Here is a 23,452-nt window from a genome sequence, read left to right as displayed (position 1 = left end):
AGTTAACCAAATAACCGACAAGGAGCCTGTCGGACTTAAGCGTCCGTCTAGGCGACCCCGTAGCGAGGATTGCGAGAAATTGAGGATAAAAATTTCTGCTTCTGAGGAGAATAGCGGGGCTATTTGACGAAGAAGCAGGAATTTTTAGACCAATTTATCGCAACCGCACGACTGCATGGATGCAGAAGCTAGGGCAACGCAGGAGCAGTTGCCGCGTAGGACAGTCTTAAGCCCGACAGGCTCCAAGGGTGCATTTTGCATCAATTGACCACCATATGAAAACAGCCACTGATGATAAAATGAAATTTAATAACCAAAGACCGAAAGAGGGTTGAAATCTCCACCACTGCCCATATCTCCTGACTATCAAAATACTCAATGTGTTGATTAACCTGGATTGAGGTTCTAATGGCAGTCGAAACGAAAAAAGAAACGCTGGGCTTTCAGACTGAGGTGAAACAGCTTCTGCACCTGATGATTCACTCTCTCTATTCCAATCGGGAGATTTTTTTACGGGAGCTGATCTCCAACGCTTCCGATGCCGCAGACAAGCTGCGTTACCTGGCACTCAAGAACAGTGAGTTGCTGGAAAGTGACCCAAATCTTGACGTCAGGGTGGATTACGATAAGGACGCCAACACCGTCACCATCGCCGATAACGGCATTGGCATGAACCGTGACGATGTGATTACCCATCTGGGTACCATCGCCAAATCCGGTACTTCGGACTTCCTGAAAACATTGACCGGTGACCAGAAGAAAGATTCTCAGCTGATCGGTCAGTTTGGTGTCGGTTTCTATTCCGCATTTATTGTTGCAGACAAGGTGACCGTTGAAACCCGCAAGGTAGACACAGAAGAGGCCGTGCGCTGGGTGTCTGATGGTTCCGGTGAGTTTACCGTTGAGCCAATAACGAAGGACAAACGGGGTACCACCATTATTCTGCACCTGAAGACTGAGGCTGAAGAGTATGCTGATGGCTGGCGCCTGCGTAATATCATCCGCAAATACTCCGACCATATCTCCATGCCAATCCTGATGCGCAAGGAAGAGATGCCAGCGACAGAGGAAGAAGATAAAGAAGAGAAAGACAAAGCGCCCGAGTGGGAAACGGTGAATACGGCGAAAGCCCTGTGGACCCGTTCCCGCAGCGACATCACGGATGAAGAGTATAAAGAGTTTTACAAACACATCAGTCATGACCATACCGACCCGCTCAAGTGGAGCCACAACCGGGTAGAAGGCAAACTGGAATACAACAGCCTGCTTTATATTCCTGCCAAAGCTCCCTTTGACCTGTATAACCGCGATATGCAGAAAGGGTTGAAACTCTATGTTCAGCGTGTCTTTATCATGGATCAGGCAGAGGAATTCCTGCCCATGTACCTGCGCTTTATCAAGGGTGTGGTGGACTCCAACGATCTGTCCCTGAACGTTTCCCGGGAAATCCTGCAAAAAGACCCGGCCGTTGACAGCATGAAAACCGCGCTGACCAAACGAGTGCTGGATATGCTGGAGAAACTGGCTAAGAAAGAGCCTGAACAATACGCCAGTTTCTGGCAAGAGTTTGGCCAGGTGCTCAAAGAGGGGCCAGCGGAAGACTATGCCAACCGTGAGCGGATTGCCAAACTTCTGCGCTTCTCATCCACTGAGAGCCAGGGACTTGAGCAGGATCAATCCCTGGAAGGCTACGTTTCCCGCATGAAAGAGGGTCAGGACAAGATCTACTACATTACCGCAGAGACGCCCAAAGCGGCGGCTAACAGCCCACATCTGGAGGTATTCCGCAAGAAAGGGTTGGAAGTTCTGTTGCTTTCTGACCGCGTCGATGAGTGGCTTATGTCCCATCTGTTCGAGTTTGACGGCAAATCGTTCGTGGATATTGGCCGTGGTGATCTCGATCTGGGTAAGCTGGACTCTGAAGAAGAGAAGCAGGCCCAGGAAGAGGCGGCTAAAGAGCATGAAGATCTGGTCAAGCGCATCAGTGATGTGCTGGGTGCTGATGTCGAATCGGTTCGGGTGACCCATCGTCTGACGGACTCTCCAGCCTGTCTGGTGGTTGGGCAGAACGATATGGGGATGCAGATGCGCCGCATTATGGAAGCTGCCGGCCAGAGCATGCCAGAATCCAAACCGATCTTTGAGATTAACCCGGAACACCCATTGATTGGCCGACTGGATAAAGAAGTGGACGAAGATCGCTTTGCCGACCTGACCCGGGTGGTATTTGACCAGGCCAGCCTGGCGGCGGGTGGTCAACTGGACGATCCGGCGGCTTATGTTCAGCGTCTTAACAAGCTGTTGCTGGAAATGGCAGTCTGAAAATAGCGGGTTAAGCAGCAAAAAGGCGAAGTGATGACTTCGCCTTTTTGCTATCAAACGGATGACATATTAACAATTTTGATGGGTCATCTCTGCCTGAATTGTCAAGATTCCAAATTCCTCCCAGTCCTCTTCAACTTGATACTTTCGAGCACATTCTTAGACATTTGAAATTGTTGAGGGGGGGATAATTTAGATCCCATCACCACTGGTTTTGGTGCTATTGCCGGTTTCCTGTCGCTTTTTATCACCTTCTTACCCGATAAAACAGCAGGCAACGGTGGTGGTGGAGGAATTATGCCCGGAACCACAGGAACAGTTTCAATTTGCTTTGGAGCAACCCTGACAGGTTCCACGGGCTGGGATTCTGACTTTCGTGGTTTGGACTCCAGGACCTTTTCCGTTCCTTCTGTTTCTTTCCTGCGTTCTTTCAGTCTCTCAAACAGTTCATCTATAAATTCTTTATTTGATTTTTCGTGTTTTTTATTCTTTCCCTTTTGTTCAGCACTGATGTTGCGTTTGATTTGCGCCCATGTGTCAGGTTGTTTCATTATTGGTGGCGGCGGCGGTGCAGCGGGAGGGGTTGCTGGTTTTTTGACAGAAAGTGCAATATTCGGCATGCTCTTATACGTTCGGGAGTCACTGCCGAGTTTAGAAATATCTGAACTGGCAGGCATATAAATAGTTTCTGCACAACAAGTTATTAAATGATTTTTAAAACTTCCTGTTTCAGGTTTATTAGTATTTTCATTTTCTGAATTATTCGCAATATGTAAAGCCTGGGCGATTTTCGATGCAGTTATCATGGCAACTTCTCCGTTCGAGTACTTAAGCTCTTCCATGGTTGATTGTTTTTATTGCGCCAATTTCTAATTCATTTAATTATTGGTCTTTTTAATGATTATTATAAATAAAACTTTTGGATAAGAAGGTGACTTACGATAGATATCCTGGCCCGGAAACATCTTAATTAACTTCTTGCTAATCCTGAGTCCAGTGCTGTTACACTTCCTGCCTTGGGGGCGGATCCGGTAAATTTCCAGCAGCAGCGGTTATTTGCGATGATGATGAACTGTAATTCATTGATATGCAGGAAGTTTCAGACCGAATCCGGCTTTTTTGGCAAAGTCGTTGCCTTTCATGTCGATAAGTTGCTCTATCAGGGCTACTAAACTTTACAGGCAATGAAACCACTCAACCCTTCTGCCTCAACTCCTCCCACTATCAACTCTGAAAAGGAGGGGAATCGAGCCTATACCGACCAGGCTGACCGCCAGCACACGAATACCACCAAAACCCCACCTGTCACAAAACACATCCCCACAACCGAAAATGACCTTGGCTATGAAAGTCGCAGCACCTCCTTGATCAGCCGCTCCGGGTCATCAATCGATGATACCGGAGTACTCCTGACCCCATGCTCTGAGGGTTCGGAAGATTCAGTTTTCTGGGAAAGCAGTGACCACTCGATACTGAGTGAACAGGCTTCAATCACTAAAACACTTGGATACGGTGCCACTGCGATTGTCGACCTGGTCGAACCAACCGATGTTCATGGACACTCTGAAAAGTTTGCCCTGAAAAGGCCAATAACAAACTCCCATCACGAAGCGGCTATAGAGTCGCTAAACCGGGAAGCAGAGATAATGAAAAAAGTAGGCGACCATCCAAACATTGTAAATTGCTACGGTTTTGAGGAGGTCGATAACCGGTCAGGATTACTTTTCGAGTTCATAGATGGACAAAATCTGCAAACGCTGACCATCACACTCATACACCAGCTGAAAACAGGAATTATCACGCCTGACGAATTTTTTAATGCCTATGCCCATCTGCAAGAGCAGCAACTGTTTGCCCTGGCGCATCTTGAAAAAAAAGGCATTGTTCACTCTGATGTTAAACCATTTAACTGTATGTTTGACAAGAATACTCAAAGCGTTAAACAGCTGGACTTCGGGCAAGCAGCAGTAGCCGGAGAAAGTTCGCATTTTGGCAGTGAGGATTTCGCCGCACCGGATACGTTCAAATTACTGAAAGACCTGAACGCACATATCCCGGCAAAAACAGCAGACGATGCGTTTGCTTATGGTCAAAGTCTCTACAGAGTTCTGAAAGAGCTGGAAACCGGAACAGCCGTCAGCTTCTGTCACGATGCCGAACTATGCACCTTTTTTCCCTCAGAGCGTCAAGCCCGGGCTCTGGCACTTTCCCACGCCATGCAGAGATACGAAACCGTAAAGCCTGATAACACTTACCATAAGGCCATACCCAATGATAAAAAAAGCCTGGAGCAACTGTGCTTGAGAGTAGCTTCTGCAATCCATCCAAATATCCAGGATTTCAATACACTGACCCAAACGGCTGAGGCCTTAAAAAGCTACCTTGAGCCGATGGTTTGCTTAATCAATGATCTTTTACACCCAAACCCGTCATTACGCGTTCTCCCTTCCCAGGCATTGCATTATCAGTGGTTTGAAAAATGTATCTCCAGTGCTGAGGAAGCGAAAAAGACCCAGGTTTTCGCGGTTAAAAACAGAGCATGAACTAGGATACCATTCTGACGATTTTGATCGGTTGTGCCCTGGCATACACGGCCAGGCCACCCAATGAGGTTTCCCGGTATTTGGCCTGAAGATCCAGCCCTGTCCGGTACATGGTTTCAATGCAGCTGTCCAGCGACACCGCATGGTCACCATCGCCACGCATGGCCAGACGGGACGCGGTGATGGCCTTGATGGCGGCCATGCCATTGCGTTCAATGCAGGGAATCTGCACTAATCCTGCGATGGGGTCGCAGGTCATGCCCAGATGATGCTCCATGCCGATTTCAGCGGCATTCTCCACCTGTTCCATGGTGGCACCCTGAACGGCGGCCAACGCTGCCGCGGCCATTGAGCATGCAGAGCCTACTTCAGCCTGACAGCCCGCTTCGGCTCCGGAAATCGACGCATTCATCTTGATCAGCGAGCCAATGGCAGCGGCTGTGGCAATAAAATCACGAATTCCCTGCTGATTATTTCGCGAGATAAAGCGGGTGTAATAGGCCAGCGTCGCCGGAATAACGCCAGCAGCACCGTTGGTCGGAGCCGTGACCACACGGCCCCCGCAGGCATTTTCTTCGTTAACGGCCATGGCAAACAGGGTTACCCAGTCCATGATGGCAAAGTGATCCATCAGCATGGCTTCAGGGTTGCTGGTCAGATTTTTATGCATATTCGCGGCTCGGCGCTTCAGGCCACTGACCGGAAGAGTGCCTTCCATACGCAGGCCCCGGTCGATGCAGGCGTGCATGACTGTCCAAATGGCATCAATCTTGTCGTTTACCAGGTCCACATCACCCTGATGTCGGGCAACTTCATTGTCAATGGTCAACTGCGCAATGGTCAGGTTGTGCTCATGGCACAGATCAAGAAGCTCGGCGGCCGTTCTGAAAGGATAGGGAATCTGACCGGAATCTTCAGTGCGGTTGGCCGCTTCTGGCTGATTGTACTCATCGGTACTGACCACGAACCCTCCGCCAACAGAGAGATAAGACTTGTAATAAATCACTACACCATTGTTGTCGGAAGCGAAAATTCGCATGCCATTGGGGTGCTCAGGCAGTGTTTCGCCGTTATGGAAAATCAGGTGCGAATCGTAATCAAAGGCAATGGCGTGTTTACCGGCCAGCTCAAGTACTTTATTGGTTTTGATATGCGCAAAAATCTGATCCGCTTCATCGGGATCAATAGTGTCCGGACGATAACCGGCCAGGCCGAGCAGGGTGGCCTTATCGGTGCCGTGGCCAACACCCGTCAGCGCCAGCGAGCCATAAAGACCAACTCGAATGGATGAGATTCTTGACAGGATGCCTTTTTCTTCCAGCTCCTTCAGGAAGCGGTGTCCTGCCCACATTGGGCCTACCGTGTGCGAGCTGGATGGGCCAATGCCCGTTTTGAAAATATCAAAAATGCTGAGCATAGTGTTTACTGGCTCGGAAAAAGGTTAAAAAGAAAACGACGGATTTCTGATGCCTGTCAGGGGGTTGCTGCGGTGCAGCCCGTGGCTGTTTGAGGCACTTTTACCTGAAAAGTTTTTGTCCTGTCCTTGTCCTGTCCTATTGTGCCGTCATTTGTTCGGGACTGATATTACGGCAGTGCTATCCGTTCCCCCGGTTTTCCGAATGATAATTGTGACTGTTCCGGGGCGATTTCACTTAAGCGACAGAGTTATGACAGGATTAAGTTGCCCGGACGTATCATCAGGGCTGATATCTACTGAATAGCGGTTGGCTTATCTACTTTGTACATGGACAGAAACCGGATCCTCAGGGTCTATTGCGAAGCCCTGAGGAAAAATGATTACTGGTAACGCTCAAATACCAGGCATGCGTTGGTTCCACCAAAGCCAAAGCTGTTGGACATAATCCGGTTCAGTTTTTGTTCGCGGGCTTCACCGGTCAGGATGGGCAGATTTTTAGCCGCTTCATCCAGGTTCTGGACATTGGCCGAAGCGGTGATGAAGTTGTGCTTCATCATCAGCAGGCAGTATATGGCTTCCTGGACGCCAGCAGCTCCCAGAGAGTGGCCGGACAGTGATTTGGTGGAGCTGATCACTGGCATCTGGTCGCCAAATACCTCAGTAAGCGCTTTCAACTCGGCCACATCACCGACCGGGGTGCTGGTGCCGTGAGTATTGATGTAATCAATAGGGGCGTTAATGGTTTCCATGGCCATGCGCATACAGCGTGCAGCGCCTTCACCAGACGGCGCTACCATGTCATAGCCATCGGAAGTGGCACCATAGCCGGTGATTTCTGCATAAATCCTGGCACCACGGGCTTTGGCGTGCTCCAGCTCTTCCACCACAATCATGCCGCCGCCACCGGCGATAACGAAGCCATCCCGGTCAGCATCATAGGCACGGGAAGCCTGCTCAGGGGTGTCATTGTACTTGGTGCTCAGTGCCCCCATGGCATCGAACAGGCCGGTTTGCGTCCAGTGTTCCTCTTCACCACCACCGGCAAAGACGATGTCCTGCTTGCCCAGCTGGATCTGTTCAATGGCATTGCCAATGCAATGCGCGCTGGTGGCACAGGCAGAGGTGATTGAGTAATTAACGCCCTTGATTTTAAACGGGGTGGCCAGGCAGGCCGAGACGGTACTGCCCATGGTGCGGGTAACCCGGTAGGGGCCGACGCGCTTGACCCCTTTTTCTCTCATGATGTCTGCAGAGTCGACAATATTTTCTGACGAGGCTCCGCCAGAAGCCGCAATCAGCCCGGTACGGGGGTTGGAAACCAGATCTTCAGTCAAACCCGCATCGTCAATGGCCTGCTTCATGGCAATATAGGCATAGGCAGCGGCGTTGCCCATGAAGCGCAGGGTTTTGCGGTCAATAAATTGTTCGAAATCGATGTCTACTGTGCCGGACACCTGGCTGCGGAAACCATGCTCCTTATAGCTTTCATTGAAGCGAATACCGGAGCGCCCAAGTTTAAGGCTCTCGGCTACCTCATCCTGGGTGATACCCAGGCAGGATGTGATGCCAATCCCTGTAACTACAACACGTTTCATTGATGTCAACCTGAATAGCCTGTTTAAGTCAGAAAAAACCAGAGTCAGATCCCGGCACTCCCTCCCGTCCAGTGGGCAAGAGGGAGCAGGGGAATCAGAAAGCGTCAGTGTTCTGGAAAAGACCTACCCGCAGTCCTTCCGCGGTGTAAATTTCCCGGCCATCAACACTGACTGATCCATCAGCAATGCCCAGAACCAGTTTGCGTGCGATGATACGTTTAATATCAATACGGTATGTTACTTTTTTGCTGGTGGGCAGAATCTGGCCGGTAAATTTTACCTCACCACTGCCAAGGGCACGTCCCCGGCCGGGGTTGCCCATCCAGCCCAGGTAGAAACCAACCAGCTGCCACATGGCGTCAAGTCCGAGACAGCCGGGCATAACAGGGTCTCCCGGGAAGTGGCAGGAGAAGAACCAGAGGTCCGGATTGATATCCAGTTCTGCGATGATCTCGCCTTTGCCATAGGCTCCGCCCTGTTCAGAAATGCGAACGATGCGGTCAAGCATCAACATATCAGGGGCTGGTAGCTGAGCATTACCAGCACCAAAAAGCTCGCCCTGTGAACAGCGTAACAAATCTTCTTTGCTGAAAGCTTCTTGCTGGCTAACGGCTTCGTGTCTGAGGCCAGATTTCGATGGTTGCTTCATTCGTTTATTGGTTCCTGGAAGGTCCAGCACCTGCATGGTATCAGGCCAGTGATGACACCCGGGAGTCTGATTGGGACTTCCCTGCCGATAAGGCATTCACATCAGGGGCCGATGACCCCGCTTATTCCTGACAGTCTTGCAAAATGCATTACTATCGTTCCGGTGATGAACTATACCATTGCTTTTTATCTGTCATAGTGCTGTTGGGCTCTTTGTAACAAAAAGACAACACTGAGCCACTGAAACAGTGGCCAATGATAAGTGTCATAGCATTTTATTACCAGAGAACTGATCAGCGTCAGGCCTTTTGCATCACTGGCATAATTTGGCAAAGTACCGGCAAAGGCCAAAGAGTCTGTGAAGGCGTTTGGCTTACATTGCTACACGGGAAGTAAAGGTAATACAGTCAGAAATGGTTTTCTAGCATTGTACAATCGTACAATATTGAGGAAGCTTACCTGGAATCGAAAAAAATTCAGTTTCTGATAGCTATCTTCTGTGCACTAGTGTGATTAAATAAAGCTTTTACCAAAACCTCAAGAGATTTTGATGCAGTTTTTTCGGGTAAAACGGGATTAACTATATGACAGACAGGGCACATGGCACCGCAGAAAATGGCGGTACCGGGGAATATACAATCGCTGTTCTTGGTGGCGGCAGTTTTGGTACGGCTCTGGCTGATATCTCCGCCACCAATGGCCACAGGGTGAAGCTCTGGATGAGAGATGCAGAGCAGGTCAGGAGTATTAATGATGACCATGTGAATGCCAGGTATCTTCCCGAGTTCAGGATTCATCCCTCCGTTAGCGCAAGCACGAATCTGTCGGCGGTGGTCGCTGATGCTGATATCGTTTTTATTGCTATTCCCAGCAAATCTTTCCGGGAGGTGGTCAAAAAAACCAATGGACTGCTGTGTGGCAAGATAGTAATCAGTACCACGAAAGGTATCGAACCCGTTACCTTCGATCTGATGAGTCAGATTCTGATGGAAGAGCTGGAAAACCCTCGTATCGGTGTTCTGAGCGGACCCAATCTGGCCGGTGAAATCATTGCCAAGGCTCTGACAGCCACGGTGATTGCCAGTGACGATGAAGACCTTTGCCAGATTATACAGTCGGTCTTGCACTGTGATTACTTCAGGGTTTACTCCAACACAGATGTTTATGGTGTCGAATTGGCAGGTGCTTTAAAGAATATTTATGCCATAGTCTCTGGCATGGGAGCGGCACTGGGCATGGGTGAGAATACCCAAAGTATGCTGATTACCCGGAGCCTTGCGGAGATGAGTCGCTTTGCGGTAACGCTCGGCGCTAATCCGATGACATTTTTGGGATTGGCCGGGGTGGGTGATCTTGTGGCTACCTGCACGTCTGACCTGAGTCGAAATTTCCGGGTTGGGTATGCCCTGGGACAAGGCTGTTCGCTTGATGAAGCTGAGGCGAAACTGGGACAGGTGGCAGAAGGGGTGAACACCCTGAAGCAGGTAAAGCAAAAGGCCGATCAGCTGGGAGTTTATATGCCCCTGGTGGATGGTTTGTACAGCATTATTTTTGAGGGCAATGCCATCGGTGCGCTGGTTAAGGGAATGATGCTCCGGGAGCAGAAAACCGATGTGGAGTTTATGTCCACACAGTAGCTGAATAATACTTTTTTTTAGAGAATATGGGCTTAACAGACTATGGAGAGAAGCGTGATGGATGAGAAAGTGGTTAATAACCTTAAATCAGAGTCTCGTTGGTTGAGGCTGGTCTTTATGTTGGTTTTCGGCGTCGTGGCTTATCTTGCTGCTTTTCTGGTGATGCTGATGGCTATTGTTCAGGCGGTTCACGGGTTTATTATGAGCGAACCCAATAACCGTCTGTTAAAATTCAGTGCCGGTGTGAATCAGTACATTTACCAGATTGCCGGGTTCCTGACCTACAACTCTGATACTAAACCCTATCCATTCTCAGACTGGCCTGCCCCTGGTGGAGACAGAGCGTCAGGCAATGGTGAGAAAGAACTGAACGGATCGGATAATGATTAAATCATGAAACTTATCATTATGCGCCACGGTCAGGCATCATGGTCTGCCCCTTCGGATAAGGAAAGGGAGCTCACTGAGCAGGGGGTCCGTGAGGTCAGGGACACCGTTGCTTTATTGGCTGCTCAGCGGGTAGGTTGTGTGTTTGCCAGCCCGTATCTTCGGGCTCAGCAAACGGCTCATATCGCGGCAGAGGCGTTTGGGCTCAGGGTTGCAACGCTGGACGAGCTGGAGCCTGATGGTAACCCGGCACAAGTACTCGACGCTCTCCCGGATTCCGGTGTAGTACTATTGGCCAGTCATATGCCCATAGTCAGTTATCTGGCCGGTTTACTATGCGACGGAACCCCTAAGGTTGGCCCTTCCTTCCAAACCGGGATGGCTCTGGTTCTGGAGGCGGATATTCTTGCTCCCGGAATGGGTCGGGTCATTGAGCGTATTATCCCCTAGCAGGAGGAGCTTCAGGTTCGTATAAGAACAGCCGTTTACTTTCAGAATTCCAGAGCATTTTCTCTGGTTCTGGAAAATATTATTTTTCCCCTGTTTTCGGGCTTTAAGTCTGCCTCTTAACGCCATTTATGGTTAATAGATTCAAATTTCTGTCTACTCTGGTGATTTTTTAATGAACTTATTAATTGTCATCTAATCTAACCCTGCTCTGACCCCATGTTGAAGACATTTTATATAGGGAAAGGGTATTAGGGATAGTTAGGGAGTAAGTACGGTGGCGACAAGTTCTATAAGCCTCAGAGGCATTATTATCTGCTCAATAGCAGCATTGTTCTGTTCGTATCAATTTATGCTTCAGGGGGCACCATCGGTGATGGTGCCTCAGTTGATGTCGGCTTTCGATCTTGATGTGGCAGATATCGGCTGGTTAACCAGCAGTTTCCTCTGCTTTTATCTGCTGTTTCAGGTTCCGGGAGGCTACCTGGCAGATCATTGTAATGCCCGGCTATTGCTGGTGGTTTGCTGTGTATTTATGGCGATTGGCTGTTACTGGTTCAGTGTTTCTGAAACCCTGTTGTCAGCCAGCGCATCCCGGGCGTTTATGGGCGTGATGACCTCCCCGGTGATTGTGGTGTGCATGAATCTGGCCAGTCGCTGGTTTCCGGAGCGTTATTTTCCAACCCTTGCGGGGGCTATTGAAGCGTTTGGTCTGGCCGGTGGCGGACTTGGCCCACTGATACTGCCGAATCTTATGGACGCTTATGGGTGGCAGGGTGCCATGCAGGCCGCCGCCATTTTTGGAGCTGTACTTGCTGCCCTGATTGCCGTGTTTGTGCAAAGCACGCCGCCGGTCTCTGTCAGTGATGCCAGGTTGCATGATGTGACGTGTGGGGGTGGTTCTGAGGCTGACCCCAGCGCAAAGACGCCATTTGATCGGGCTTCTTTAATCCTGTGCTGTTTGTATGGTTTTGGCCTGTTTGCCGTCATCACCAGTTTTGCTGGTTTGTGGGGGATTCCTTTCTTCTATGAACGTTTTCCCGGTGAGCAGGAAGCGGTGGCTGATATGGTTGCGTTGATTTTTGTCGGTGCCGCTATTGGTGCTCCTCTGCTGGGCTGGCTGGCCTGCCTGGTTGGATCCATGCGCAAGGTGATGGTGGTTTGCGCTATCGCTTCTCCTGTGTTGTTCAGTTTGCTGATCTTCTGCCCATGTTCCATGATGCTTATGGCCATGATCTGCTTTATGGCAGGGATCAGCAGTGTTGGCTATATGCTGGCATTCTCTGTGGTGAAAAGCATCAGTCCACCGGAACGGATTGGCGTCCTGCTGGCGATTACCAATGGTTCCATGTTGCTGGCAGGTCCGGTTATGCAGCTGATTATCGGGTTTATCCTGGAGGGGCTCGGGCATGATGGCCTGGGTGCCTTGTCCATTGAGGACTACCAGCTGGCTTTTGTGCCTTTATTGCTTTGTCAGCTGATGGCTTTGATTGTCGCGATTTGCCTGAAAAAACAGTGATACATGCTACCCATTGCCGGTGGTTGGCGTTATTCTAATTTGTTTTTTTCAACACTTTCGGTTGTTAAACCTTTGCAGGTGCGGATAGCTGGCAAAGGACTTCACCTCCTGGATGGATAATGCCGTTACTTAGATTCGAAAAGGTCAGCCTGGCTTATGGTGACCAACCCCTGCTGGATCATACCGAGTTTCAGATTCGAAAAGGTGAGAGAGTCTGCTTATTGGGCCGCAATGGCGCAGGCAAATCTACCCTGATGAAGCTGGTGTCCGGCACAATCCTGCCTGATGATGGCACCCTCTGGCGTAAGCCTGGTCTGAAGGTAGGGGTTTTGAATCAGGACCTTCCTGACCAGGATGAAAAGAAAGTTTATGATGTGGTTGCCTCAGGCCTTGAGGCGGTCGGTGAACTGATCAGTCGTTACCATGCCTTATCCATGAATATCAGCACTGACGCTGATATGAAAGCACTGGAGAAAGTCCAGCAGCAGCTGGAGTCCGTGGATGGCTGGAGCCTCAGCCAGAAGGTGGATACGGTTATTCAAAAGCTGGGTCTTCCGGCGGAAAAACAGATGAAAGAACTGTCCGGTGGCTGGCGTCGGCGGGTGGAGCTGGCCAGGGCGCTGGTGGGCGACCCTGATCTGCTGTTGCTGGATGAGCCTACCAACCATCTTGATATTATTGCCATTGACTGGCTTGAGAAACAGCTGAAAGATTTCTCCGGAGCCTTGCTGTTTATTACCCACGATCGATCATTTCTCCAGTCGCTGGCGACCCGCATTATTGAGCTGGATCGCGGGCAGCTGACCAGCTGGGAGTGCGACTATAAAACCTTTCTGGAGCGCAAGGCTCATGCCCTTGAAGTAGAGGCTGAGCAAAATGCCCTGTTCGATAAAAAACTGGCGCAGGAAGAGGTGTGGATTCGTCAGGGGATTAAAGCTCGCCGTACCCGTAACGAAGGGCGGGTTCGGGACCTGAAAAAGCTCCGGGAGGAGCGTCGTCAGCGCCGTGAGGTGCAGGGCAACGCCAGCTTTGGACTGGAGCAGGGCGAAGCGTCAGGTAAGCTGGTGCTGGAGGCCAAGCATATTGCCCAGTCGTTTGATCAGCATACCGTCATAAACGATTTCAATCTCCGGTTGATGCGCGGTGACAAGATTGGCTTGATTGGTGCCAACGGGGCAGGGAAGTCAACGCTGCTCAGTATCCTGCTGGGCAATCTCAAGCCGGAAGCGGGATCTGTCAAAATGGGGACCAGGCTTGAGGTGGCTTATTTTGACCAGCTGCGCAATCAGCTGGACCTTGAAAAAACCGTGATTGATAACGTGGCTGAAGGGCGTGAGAGTATCACCATCAATGGCTCAAGCCGGCATGTGATTGGCTACCTGGGAGACTTCCTGTTTCCACCCGGTCGTTGTCGTGTGCCGGTCAAGGCGCTTTCCGGTGGGGAAAGAAACCGATTATTGCTCGCGCGTTTGTTCAGTAAACCCGCCAATTTGCTGGTAATGGACGAGCCCACCAACGACCTGGATGTTGAGACACTGGAGCTTCTGGAATCCTTGCTGGTGGATTTCACTGGCACCATTCTGCTGGTCAGTCACGACCGGACATTCCTGGATAATGTGGTATCGAGTACTCTGGTGTTTGAACCAGGTGGTCATATCAGTGAGTATGTGGGTGGATTTGCTGACTGGTTGCACCAGGGCGGTTCGATCTCCAGCCTGGTAGCGGAACCGCAGGTGGTGAAAAAAGAGGAAAAGGCAAAAGCGCCACCCAGTCAGCCTGAAGCCGCCAGCAAGCCGGTGAAAAAGAAACTCAGCTACAAACTGCAGCGCGAGCTTGACGCTTTGCCGGAGGAGATTGAGGCACTTGAAGAAGAGCTGGGTCAGCTGGAAGCTCAAACCGCTGAGTCGAGTTTTTATCAGGGAGATCAGTCTGAAGTCCAGACTGTGCTTAACAGACTGGCTGAACTTAATGAGCTGATAGAACAGAAAATGGAACGGTGGGAAGAGTTGGATAATATGTAGGTCGTAAGAGCCACAGATGTCGAATGTGGCTCTTTTTTTTATAACAGGATTAACTGTTTTTACCGACTCTCACTGCCAGTACATCGCAACCGGCACCATGCAGGATGCTGGTTGATGTAGAACCTAAAATCAATGCCAGTCCATGACGGCCGTGGCTGCCAACCACAATCAGGTCAACGTCTGACTCTTCGGCAATCCGGTGCACCTCACGCTCGGGTCGGCCATAGACCACATGCTGTTCACCTTTCTTCAGCTGGATGGAATCGGCCAGGCGGGCGATGCGTTCTCTTGCCTGTTCGGTGATTTCATCCTGCAAGGTGGTGAGGTCGAGAGGGATATCGCTGCCATAGGCAACGCTGAGTGGCTCGACAACATGAACCATGGTCAGTCTTGCCTGGTGTTTTTCGGCAATGGATTTGGCTTTATCGAGCACCTCATCGGCTTCGTCGGACAAATCGATCGCAACCAGAATATGTTTGTAGAGGCTCATAAGCTGTCTTCCTTCTTGAATAGATGCAAAAAGTGATCCGCCCTGTAACATCTGGATGGCCAGACCGCTGTCGCGATTCCTCAGGATCATCAATAAGATGGATTGAGGAGTTCATGGAGGGCATGAATGCTTCTAAAGTCATGGCATTTCCATTGTAAGGCCTATCCTGGTTTTATTCATCGTTTTATTAGCTGTCTGTCCGGTAATTTTCCATCAGCCATGATCCGGAAGTGGCTATTTTCTGGATGAGTCATCTTGTGTAACTGTTTGACAAAGGTGGCATCTTCATGGTGTTTCAGGCTTGACTTTAAATACTAATTCACAGAAGGTAGGCACTAAATTCAAACAGTCGTATGAATTTACTGGGATGCACTTGGTAAAGACCAGGGTCAAGTCAGGAAGTAAAGCAATAATAATCAGATAGCTGCCATAGTTCATGTAACACTCGCATCAGCCCTGTTAATGAAAGGTTGGTCGCCACAGTATGGTTAGCCTGTCTATCTTCAATCCGAAAGGAGAAGTTCATGATCTACCAGGGGAAGGCATTCAGGGTTTTGCCTGTGGAAGATGGTATCGCCGAACTGCAGTTCAATCTCGAAGGCGAAAGTGTCAATAAGTTCAGTCACTCCGCTATTGAGGATCTGGATGCTGCGCTGGAGGCCATCCGTGCTGATGAAACGGTCAAAGGCCTTATTCTCACCAGTGGTAAAGATGTATTTATCGTTGGTGCTGATATCAATGAATTCACCCAGACCTTCAAGCAGGATGATGAAACGTTATTGGCCGGAGTGATGGCGGTCAATAAGGTCTTCTCCGGTTTTGAAGATCTTGATATACCAACAGTCGCTGCCGTGAATGGCATTGCCCTGGGAGGCGGTTTTGAGATCTGCCTGTGTGCCGATTACCGGGTGCTTTCCACAGCGGCTAAGGTTGGCTTGCCGGAAGTCAAGCTGGGTATCTATCCGGGCTGGGGTGGTACCGTCAGGTTGCCAAGGTTGATTGGTGCGGATAATGCCGTTGAGTGGATTGCCAGTGGCAAAGAGTATCGCCCCGATGCCGCGCTGAAAGCAGGAGCCGTTGATGCCGTGGTTGCGCCTGAGAAACTGAAAGATTCTGCAGTAGCCCTGGTGCGTCGCTGCCTGGATGGTGAACTGGATTATCAGGCCAGAAAGCAAGAGAAAAAAGGCAAGCTGAAACTGCCGCCGATTGAATCGATGATGGTGTTTGAAACCTCATCTGCCGTGGTAAAACAGCAGGCCGGGCCACACATGCTGGCACCGATAGCGGCAGTCAAAACCATCCAGAAACATGCCTTCATGGACCGCGACAAGGCCCTTGAAGTAGAAGCCAAAGGGTTTCTTAAACTGGCCAAGTCTTCAGTGTGTAATGCCCTGGTTGGCCTGTTCCTGAACGATCAGTTCCTAAAGAAAAAAGCCAAAGAGTCTGCCAGTATTGCCGCTGAAACCAACAAGGCGGCGGTGTTGGGTGCGGGCATTATGGGTGGTGGTATCGCTTATCAGTCTGCCCTGAAAGGTACGCCCATCTTGATGAAAGATATCAATCAGGAAGGTCTGGACCTGGGTCTTTCCGAAGCTACCAAACTCCTCTCCAAGCGGGTTTCCCGGGGGCGGATGGATGCCGACAAAATGGGCAGTGTACTGAATAAGATTGTACCTACGCTGTCCTATGGTGATTTTGAGGGCGTCGATGTTGTTGTTGAAGCCGTTGTGGAAAATCCCAAGGTCAAGAAAGCCGTTCTGGCCGACGTAGAAAACCAGGTGTCAGAGAACGCTGTCCTGACGTCCAACACCTCCACTATTTCCATCAATGAACTGGCCAGGGACCTGAAGCGTCCGGAACAGTTCTGTGGCATGCACTTCTTTAACCCTGTTCATGCGATGCCACTGGTTGAGGTTATCCGTGGTGAGAAGACCAGTGATGCCACCGTAGCAACCGTGGTTGAGTACGCCCGCAAGATGGGTAAAACGCCGGTGGTGGTTAATGACTGCCCCGGGTTTATGGTGAACCGTGTCCTGTTCCCTTACTTTGGTGGTTTCTCCGCCCTGGTTCGTGATGGTGCTGATTTCCAGCAGGTGGATAAGGTCATGGAGCGCTTTGGCTGGCCAATGGGACCTGCCTATCTTATGGATGTGGTGGGTATTGATACGGGTATCCATGCAGAAGGTGTGATGTCCGAAGGTTATCCGGATCGCATGAAGCGTGACTTTAAAACCGCCATTGATGTGATGTTTGCAAACCAGCGCTTTGGTCAGAAAAACGGTGCCGGTTTCTATCAGTACGAGCAGGATAAAAAAGGCAAGCCGAAGAAGGTGGTTGATGAGGCGGTTTATGACTTGCTGAGTGAGGTTTGCGCTGAGCGTAAATCCTTTGATGATGAGGAAATCATCGCCCGCATGATGATACCACTGTGTATGGAAACCGTGCGTACGCTTGAAGATGGTATTGTTGATTCCGTCGCTGAAGCGGATATGGCCCTGATTATGGGGATTGGCTTCCCTCTCTTCCGTGGTGGTGCGCTGAAGTATATTGACAGTCTGGGCGTGGCGGAGTTTGTTGAGCTTGCGGACAAGTACGCTCATATCAGCCCACTGTATGCGCCTACTGATAAACTCCGGGAAATGGCTCGTGAAGGCAAGACCTTCTACGGTTGATGGCTCTTTGAAAAAACACGTGAGTCTTTAGTTATTGAACCATTTTCAGGGAATATAAAAGAGAGAATACCATGAGCCTGAATCCAAGAGATGCTGTAATTGTTGACTACGGGCGCACCCCGATGGGGCGCTCCAAGGGTGGCATGTATCGTAATGTGCGTGCTGACAACCTGTCTGCCGAGTTGATTACCGGCGTACTTAACCGCAATCCTGAAGTGAATCCGGCGGAGGTGGAAGATGTTATCTGGGGTTGTGTCAACCAGACCCTGGAGCAGGGTTGGAACATTGCCCGAATGGCGTCGCTGCTGACACCCATTCCCAATACCTCCAGTGCCCAGACGGTCAGCCGTCTGTGCGGATCTTCCATGAGTGCCTTGCAAACAGCCGTTCAGGCCATTCAGACCAATAACGGTGATGTCTTTGTGGTCGGTGGGGTAGAGCACATGGGGCATGTGGGTATGATGCACGGTGTTGATCCGAATCCAAGACTGTCCAAATACGGTGCCAAGGCCGCCGGTATGATGGGGCTGACCGCGGAAATGCTGAGCACTATGCACGGCATCAGTCGCCAGGCGCAGGATGAATTTGGTGCCCGTTCACATCAGCGGGCCTGGGCTGCCACCGAAGCGGGTCATTTCAAAGATGAAATTATCCCCATGCAGGGGCACGATGCCGACGGAAACCTCGCTCTTTTCACCCGGGATGAAACCATCCGCCCGGAAACAACGGTAGAAGCACTGTCACAGCTTAAGCCTGCATTTAACCCCAAGGGCACCGTGACCGCAGGAACGTCTTCCCAGATTACCGATGGCGCTTCCTGTATGATCGTGATGTCTGCCCAGCGGGCTAAAGATCTCGGTTTGCAGCCCATGGCGGTGGTCAGGGCCATGGCGGTTGCCGGAGTTGACCCTTCCATTATGGGTTATGGACCGGTTCCCAGCAGTAAGAAAGCCCTCAAGCGTATCGGCCTGACCATTGATGATATCGATCATATCGAGCTGAATGAGGCGTTTGCTGCCCAGGCACTGCCCGTGCTGAAAGACCTTAAAGTGCTGGATAAGATGGAGGAAAAGGTTAACCTCAATGGTGGTGCCATTGCTCTGGGTCATCCCTTTGGCTGCTCCGGTGCCCGAATTTCCGGAACGCTGCTGAATGTGATGAAACAGAATGGCGGCACCCTCGGGTTGGCAACCATGTGTGTTGGTCTTGGTCAGGGTATCACTACCATTTTTGAAAGGGTTTGAACGACGTTTTCAGGCGTCTGTTTTAATCACTTTCTACCACCATACATAAGCCCGGTTTTGTCCGGGCTTTTTTGGTCAGCGGTCTGGACTTCCACGCTCCCGAGGGTGTTACGAAAGGACTTAAAAAGAAGGACACCACAAAGGCACAAAGACACAAAGGTTTTTCTGGGCTTGCCTGAGTTACGCTCAGCAAATCAAAAAGGCTTCCTTTGTGCCTTCGTGTCTTTGTGGTTCAAGGCTTTTATAACTTTTGCAACAAACTCTCCCCCCCCGGGAATGCATACCGAACCTTTTTGCCAAGGTAGAACCCCATTTTTCCTGTTTTATAAGATTCTTGTGCATTACCCGTTGCGCATAATTCAAACGGTTCCTTTCACCGCCTGAGTCTTGTCTATCCTTGCCTCATTTTGCGAGGTAATCACTATGATATCCCAACCTGCTGTTCAGTCCACAGGCGCACCCATGGCTTCTGGCTCCGTTCCCGTTCAGCCAACGGAAAACTGGGGGCTCTTGGCAGGGGTGAAGGTCGCCACCTGGGACATTCCGATCCTGTTTTTGCGGTCGTTGCATCCCGGTTATATCCCTCCCGGGACGCAGCCGTCGGCACAACCGGATGAAGGTCCGGCCTTCACTTTTGGCAGCCCCGATGGGCAGGACAGCAGCTTTTTCCAGGGGGTTGAGCTGGCGGCCCGGCTGGTGTCGCCTTATACCGTGCTGCCAGCGGAAATCCGCACGATGCTGGAGGGCATTGTCACCTTTTCCGCAGCCACCCGTTTCAGGGATCTTTTGGGTGCTTTCGGAGCGACTGAAGGTTCTCCTCCAACGGAAAGTCGGGCAGATATTTCAGAGGACGGCTCCCCAACAAACGACAAAGGCAGGAAAAAAAAGAAACCGCAGCAAACACCACAACGAACCAGCCCACCAGCCACGGCCTCCATCGGCACTGGCCAGCTACCGAAAACCGCTGTGGCACTGGGTGCCCTGTCCAGCCTGACCGCTGCGGCGGCTGCATCCTCGTCCAGCAGTAATACAGAAGAACCGATTTTGGTGCCGAATGCCACAATTCTGGGCAAGATTGGTGATCCGGGCTACCCAATGAATGGTACTTACCAGCAGACTGCGGATATTAATGTTACCCGCTCGTTCCGCTCCATCGGCAGTAGAAAACGACCATTTACCGGTAAGTACGATGGTAAGGGTAAGACCATTCGTGGTCTTCGCCGATGTCTGATGAAAAATCTGGAGGGTAAAGTTCGTCGCCTGCACTTTAAAGATGCAAGGATAGAGGAAGAAGGTAAGAAGACAGTTTCAATCGGGGTAGCCGCTTGTAACATGTCAGGCAAAGCCGTGATCAGGAAAATTACCGTTAAAGATTCTGTCCTTGTTACCAAAGGTGATAGGGAAAGCGCAGGTGTTGCCGTGGGCAATGTTAATGGAGGAATTGTTGAGGAAATAAACGCAGAAAACTGCAGCGTGACAACTTCCGGTTCATTTGCGTATGCCGGTATTGGCGCGGGATATGTGCATAATGGTGGAAAGGTTGAACACACGAATGCAAAAAACTGCAAGGTGAATACTACCTCCAGTGATGCCGGTATCGGGGTGGGGCGTGTTAATAATGGCAGCGTTTTCGACACCAAAGCAACGAACTGCAAGGTGGAAACGTCCGGAGGTAATGCCGGTATCGGGGCGGGGCGTGTTGATAAGGGCAGGGTTCGCAGCACCATAGCAAAGGGCTGCAATGTGACAAACTCCGGTTCTTTCGGAAATGCCGGTATCGGTATCGGGGTTGGGCGTGTTTGTAAGGGCAAGGTTTTAGAGACCAAAGCAACGAACTGCAAGGTGAAAACTTCCAGAGGTAATGCCGGTATCGGGGCGGGGCGTGTTGATGATAGGAAAGGAGTCGTTAAGACCGAAGCAGTCAACTGCAATGTGACAAACTACGGTTCTTTCGGTAATGCCAGTATCGGGGTGGGGTCTGGTACCGCTACCGAAACCAGAGCAATTAACTGTGAGATAGAAACCTTCGGTAAGAAGGCTAATGCCGGTATCGGGGCGGGGTCTGGTAATGCTAACGACACCAAAGCAATGAACTGCAGTATAAAAGCCTTCGGTAATGAGACTGATGCCGGTATCGGGGCGGGATATAATATAGCTACCAAGACTCTGGCAATAAATTGCGAGGTGGAAAACCACGGTTTCAAGGGTAAGATCGGCATTGGGGTGGGTAAAGGATACGCTACCGACACCACAGCAATGAACTGTGAGGTGAAAGACTTCGGTCCCAGCGGTACAACAGCCGGTGTTGGGGCGGGGATGGGAGGGGCTGCCAACACCATAGCAATCAACTGCACAGTGGAAACCTCCGGTGATTCTGCTTATAGCGGTATCGGGGCGGGGTTTTTTACTACTCATGAAAACCATGGAAGCGTTGATAACACCAAGTCATTCAACAGCACGGTTAAAAACTCCGGTGCTTCTGGTTTTGCCGGTATCGGTATCGGTAATGGGATTGGCAAAGTTGTCAAGACTACGGCGGTAAAAAGCGACGTCAAAAGTAGCCAGGCCAAATTTCAGAATAATTTTGGGGCAGGGCCTAGCCCCACTTTCTGTAATGTCCGCGTTAACCGCGATAACATAACAGCCAAGGATTGCGATAGGTTGCTGGGTCATTTCTGTGAAGATATTGACCCCGACCTGTACCCCCGCCTGGTGAAGTCGGATTGCCAGCCCACACACTGTTATTCTTCGGCATTATCAAGTGACACTGTCTACGATGCCTTTGAGAAACCTTGTCCTCCTGAACCGACAACCATTCCAACCAAAACTTCTACAAACACTCCAACTTCCCGCCCAACGTCACCAACAGTAGTACCGACCACGCCAGCAGCGGAGGCGACGGCATCGAACACCACTATTGTAGTACCGACCACGCCAGCAAAGGTGCCGCCGGCATCGAACACCACCATAAGCCTCCCGGGGGCCACCATGACACTGCCCGCCAGTGCGGCACCGCTGGCGACTACCCTGAGTACCGGCGCAATAGCCGGTATTGCGGCTGCCGCGTCTTTTGTGTTGGCAGGTGTGGTGGGGGGGTACATCTATCGTCATTGTTGTCGCAGATCATCCCCCGACGCTGCCGGTCACTGGCAGGAGCTGGGAGCAGTCAATAAAGCGGGTCAGGCACAGGAGTTGGTTGATCAACCGATGATGTTACTTGAGGAACCCGGGGATAAGGGGGGGCACCAGCATGAACACATATATGAAGAGATTGGCATTTACAATCCCCGCAGAATGAGAACCGCCAGAGCGCCTGATTATTAATGCAGCCAGAATTATATTGAAACACTTTAGCAAGGCAGCTGGCGACTGACTCATGACGCAGTTCGGGACCTGATCCCCCCGGCTTTTTCCTGTTTTATAAGATTTCTTGCCCATTGCCCGTTACCAATAATTCAAACGGTTCCTTTCATCGCCTGAGCCTTGTCTACCCTTGCCCTTATTTTTTGAGGGAATAACTGTGATATCCCAACCTACCGCTCAGTCAACAGGCGCAGCCACTGCATCGGGCTCCATACCGGTTCAGCCAGGGGAGAAATGGGGCGTATGGGCAGGGGTGAAGGTCGCTTTTTGGGACGGTGTGATCCCGTTTTTGCAGTCCTGGCATCCTGATTATGTACCCCCCGGGGCGCAACCGGATAAAGGTCCGGCCTTCACTTTTGGCAGCCCCGATGGGCAGGACAGTAGCTTTTTCCAGGGTGTTGAACTGGCTGCCCGACTGGTGTCGCCTTATACGGTGCTGCCAGCGGAGATCAGCACGATGCTGGAGGGCTTTGTCACTCTTTCCTCAGCGGCCCGGCTCAGGGATCTTTTCGGCACGACTACAGGTTCGCCACCAGGGCAGAGCCAGGCAGACAGCCCGGTGGATGGCTCGCCAACAAACGACAAAGGCAGGAAAAAAAAGAAACCACAGCAAACACCACAACGCACCAGCCCACCGGCCACCGCCTCCGTTGGCGTTGGCCAGCTACCGAAAGCCGCCGTGGCACTGGGTGCCCTGTCTGGCCTGAGCGCTGCGGCGGCTGCATCCCCTCCCGGCAGTAAAACCGAAGGGTGGATTGAGGTGACGAATGCCACAACCCTGGGCAAGATTGGCCTTGATCCGGACTATCCACTGAATGGCACTTACCGGCAGACGGCGGATATTGATGGTAGCCAGCTAAACCAGTCCATTGGTAATAAGAACGATCCGTTTACCGGGGAGTACGATGGGCAGTGCCGTACCATCAGCAACCTGTCTGACTGTTTTGTTGACACTCTGAAAGGCCGCATCCGTAACCTTCACTTTACTGGTGCCAATATAACTTCCCAGAAGACGACCGGGTTAGCAGCCTGTGTTGTTGATGAGACTGGCACAGTCAGTAATATCTGGGCGAAAGATGTTCATATTCTCACCAATGGTGATAAAAATTACGCTGGCATCGGGGGGGGGGAGGTTAAAGGAACGGTT

Annotated in this window: 16 protein-coding genes; 11 read left to right on the top strand and 5 right to left on the bottom strand. The window is 50.9% G+C overall.

Going from position 1 to position 23,452, the window contains the following annotated elements:
• The first annotated feature begins 408 nt into the window (after positions 1–408).
• Complete coding sequence (htpG, locus tag CX664_RS15710; protein WP_101747658.1) at positions 409–2,322, top strand: molecular chaperone HtpG; 1,914 nt, start codon at positions 409–411, stop codon at positions 2,320–2,322.
• Positions 2,323–2,426: 104 nt separating this feature from the next.
• On the opposite strand, the gene CX664_RS15705 is transcribed toward htpG, so the two are convergent.
• Complete coding sequence (locus tag CX664_RS15705) at positions 2,427–3,164, bottom strand: hypothetical protein (RefSeq protein WP_101747657.1); 738 nt, start codon at positions 3,162–3,164, stop codon at positions 2,427–2,429.
• Between the two features lie 342 nt (positions 3,165–3,506).
• Between CX664_RS15705 and CX664_RS15700 the strand changes: the two genes are divergently transcribed.
• A complete protein-coding gene (locus CX664_RS15700; protein ID WP_101747656.1) occupies positions 3,507–4,865 on the top strand; it encodes a protein kinase domain-containing protein in 1,359 nt (452 codons plus the stop codon).
• Between the two features lies 1 nt (position 4,866).
• Here CX664_RS15700 and CX664_RS15695 read toward each other — a convergent pair whose 3' ends face one another.
• The 3 genes from CX664_RS15695 to fabA form a co-directional block, all read right to left on the bottom strand.
• The gene (locus CX664_RS15695) at positions 4,867–6,282 is read right to left on the bottom strand and encodes an L-serine ammonia-lyase (protein WP_101747655.1); all 1,416 of its coding nucleotides are present in this window, start codon (positions 6,280–6,282) and stop codon (positions 4,867–4,869) included.
• A 380-nt stretch (positions 6,283–6,662) separates the two neighbouring features.
• On the bottom strand, positions 6,663–7,877 hold the full coding sequence (fabB, locus tag CX664_RS15690) for a beta-ketoacyl-ACP synthase I (RefSeq protein WP_101747654.1): 1,215 nt from the start codon (positions 7,875–7,877) through the stop codon (positions 6,663–6,665).
• Between the two features lie 94 nt (positions 7,878–7,971).
• On the bottom strand, positions 7,972–8,526 hold the full coding sequence (gene fabA, locus CX664_RS15685; protein ID WP_101747660.1) for a 3-hydroxyacyl-[acyl-carrier-protein] dehydratase FabA: 555 nt from the start codon (positions 8,524–8,526) through the stop codon (positions 7,972–7,974).
• A 583-nt stretch (positions 8,527–9,109) separates the two neighbouring features.
• Here fabA and CX664_RS15680 point away from each other — a divergent pair.
• From CX664_RS15680 to uup, 5 genes are all read left to right on the top strand, one after another.
• Positions 9,110–10,162 (top strand): NAD(P)H-dependent glycerol-3-phosphate dehydrogenase, encoded by a 1,053-nt coding sequence (locus CX664_RS15680; RefSeq protein ID WP_101747653.1) that lies wholly within the window; start codon positions 9,110–9,112, stop codon positions 10,160–10,162.
• Positions 10,163–10,204: 42 nt separating this feature from the next.
• On the top strand, positions 10,205–10,552 hold the full coding sequence (locus CX664_RS15675) for a DUF4389 domain-containing protein (RefSeq protein ID WP_101747652.1): 348 nt from the start codon (positions 10,205–10,207) through the stop codon (positions 10,550–10,552).
• Positions 10,553–10,555: 3 nt separating this feature from the next.
• Complete coding sequence (sixA, locus tag CX664_RS15670; protein WP_101747651.1) at positions 10,556–10,999, top strand: phosphohistidine phosphatase SixA; 444 nt, start codon at positions 10,556–10,558, stop codon at positions 10,997–10,999.
• Positions 11,000–11,273: 274 nt separating this feature from the next.
• Positions 11,274–12,515, top strand: a complete 1,242-nt coding sequence (locus CX664_RS15665) for an MFS transporter (protein WP_146000048.1) — start codon at positions 11,274–11,276, stop codon at positions 12,513–12,515.
• Between the two features lie 119 nt (positions 12,516–12,634).
• Positions 12,635–14,536, top strand: a complete 1,902-nt coding sequence (gene uup, locus CX664_RS15660) for an ATP-binding cassette ATPase Uup (RefSeq protein WP_101747649.1) — start codon at positions 12,635–12,637, stop codon at positions 14,534–14,536.
• Positions 14,537–14,585: 49 nt separating this feature from the next.
• On the opposite strand, the gene CX664_RS15655 is transcribed toward uup, so the two are convergent.
• Positions 14,586–15,026, bottom strand: a complete 441-nt coding sequence (locus CX664_RS15655; RefSeq protein WP_101747659.1) for a universal stress protein — start codon at positions 15,024–15,026, stop codon at positions 14,586–14,588.
• Positions 15,027–15,550: 524 nt separating this feature from the next.
• Here CX664_RS15655 and fadB point away from each other — a divergent pair.
• The 4 genes from fadB to CX664_RS15635 all read left to right on the top strand — a co-directional run.
• Positions 15,551–17,698: a fatty acid oxidation complex subunit alpha FadB gene (gene fadB, locus CX664_RS15650; RefSeq protein ID WP_101747648.1), complete on the top strand. Its 2,148-nt coding sequence runs from the start codon at positions 15,551–15,553 to the stop codon at positions 17,696–17,698.
• A 71-nt stretch (positions 17,699–17,769) separates the two neighbouring features.
• Positions 17,770–18,942 (top strand): acetyl-CoA C-acyltransferase FadA, encoded by a 1,173-nt coding sequence (fadA, locus tag CX664_RS15645; protein WP_101747647.1) that lies wholly within the window; start codon positions 17,770–17,772, stop codon positions 18,940–18,942.
• 423 nt (positions 18,943–19,365) lie between these two features.
• Positions 19,366–22,266 (top strand): hypothetical protein, encoded by a 2,901-nt coding sequence (locus CX664_RS15640; protein ID WP_146000047.1) that lies wholly within the window; start codon positions 19,366–19,368, stop codon positions 22,264–22,266.
• A gap of 196 nt (positions 22,267–22,462) precedes the next feature.
• Positions 22,463–23,452, top strand: a 990-nt coding sequence (locus CX664_RS15635) for a M26 family metallopeptidase (protein ID WP_219622209.1), incomplete at its 3' end; no start/stop codon positions are given.

This window comes from Endozoicomonas acroporae (assembly GCF_002864045.1).
In the GTDB taxonomy this organism is placed as follows: Bacteria; Pseudomonadota; Gammaproteobacteria; order Pseudomonadales; family Endozoicomonadaceae; genus Endozoicomonas; species Endozoicomonas acroporae.
This window is presented reverse-complemented; position numbering and strand designations above follow the sequence as displayed.

Coding starts and splice junctions, on each gene's coding strand:
- uup (WP_101747649.1), top strand. CDS start 12,635: ATGCCGTTACTTAGATTCGAAAAGGTCAGCCTGGCTTATGGTGACCAA.
- fabA (WP_101747660.1), bottom strand. CDS start 8,526: ATGAAGCAACCATCGAAATCTGGCCTCAGACACGAAGCCGTTAGCCAG.
- CX664_RS15680 (WP_101747653.1), top strand. CDS start 9,110: ATGACAGACAGGGCACATGGCACCGCAGAAAATGGCGGTACCGGGGAA.
- fadA (WP_101747647.1), top strand. CDS start 17,770: ATGAGCCTGAATCCAAGAGATGCTGTAATTGTTGACTACGGGCGCACC.
- CX664_RS15640 (WP_146000047.1), top strand. CDS start 19,366: ATGATATCCCAACCTGCTGTTCAGTCCACAGGCGCACCCATGGCTTCT.
- CX664_RS15695 (WP_101747655.1), bottom strand. CDS start 6,282: ATGCTCAGCATTTTTGATATTTTCAAAACGGGCATTGGCCCATCCAGC.
- htpG (WP_101747658.1), top strand. CDS start 409: ATGGCAGTCGAAACGAAAAAAGAAACGCTGGGCTTTCAGACTGAGGTG.
- CX664_RS15705 (WP_101747657.1), bottom strand. CDS start 3,164: ATGGAAGAGCTTAAGTACTCGAACGGAGAAGTTGCCATGATAACTGCA.
- CX664_RS15675 (WP_101747652.1), top strand. CDS start 10,205: ATGGAGAGAAGCGTGATGGATGAGAAAGTGGTTAATAACCTTAAATCA.
- fadB (WP_101747648.1), top strand. CDS start 15,551: ATGATCTACCAGGGGAAGGCATTCAGGGTTTTGCCTGTGGAAGATGGT.
- sixA (WP_101747651.1), top strand. CDS start 10,556: ATGAAACTTATCATTATGCGCCACGGTCAGGCATCATGGTCTGCCCCT.
- fabB (WP_101747654.1), bottom strand. CDS start 7,877: ATGAAACGTGTTGTAGTTACAGGGATTGGCATCACATCCTGCCTGGGT.
- CX664_RS15655 (WP_101747659.1), bottom strand. CDS start 15,026: ATGAGCCTCTACAAACATATTCTGGTTGCGATCGATTTGTCCGACGAA.
- CX664_RS15700 (WP_101747656.1), top strand. CDS start 3,507: ATGAAACCACTCAACCCTTCTGCCTCAACTCCTCCCACTATCAACTCT.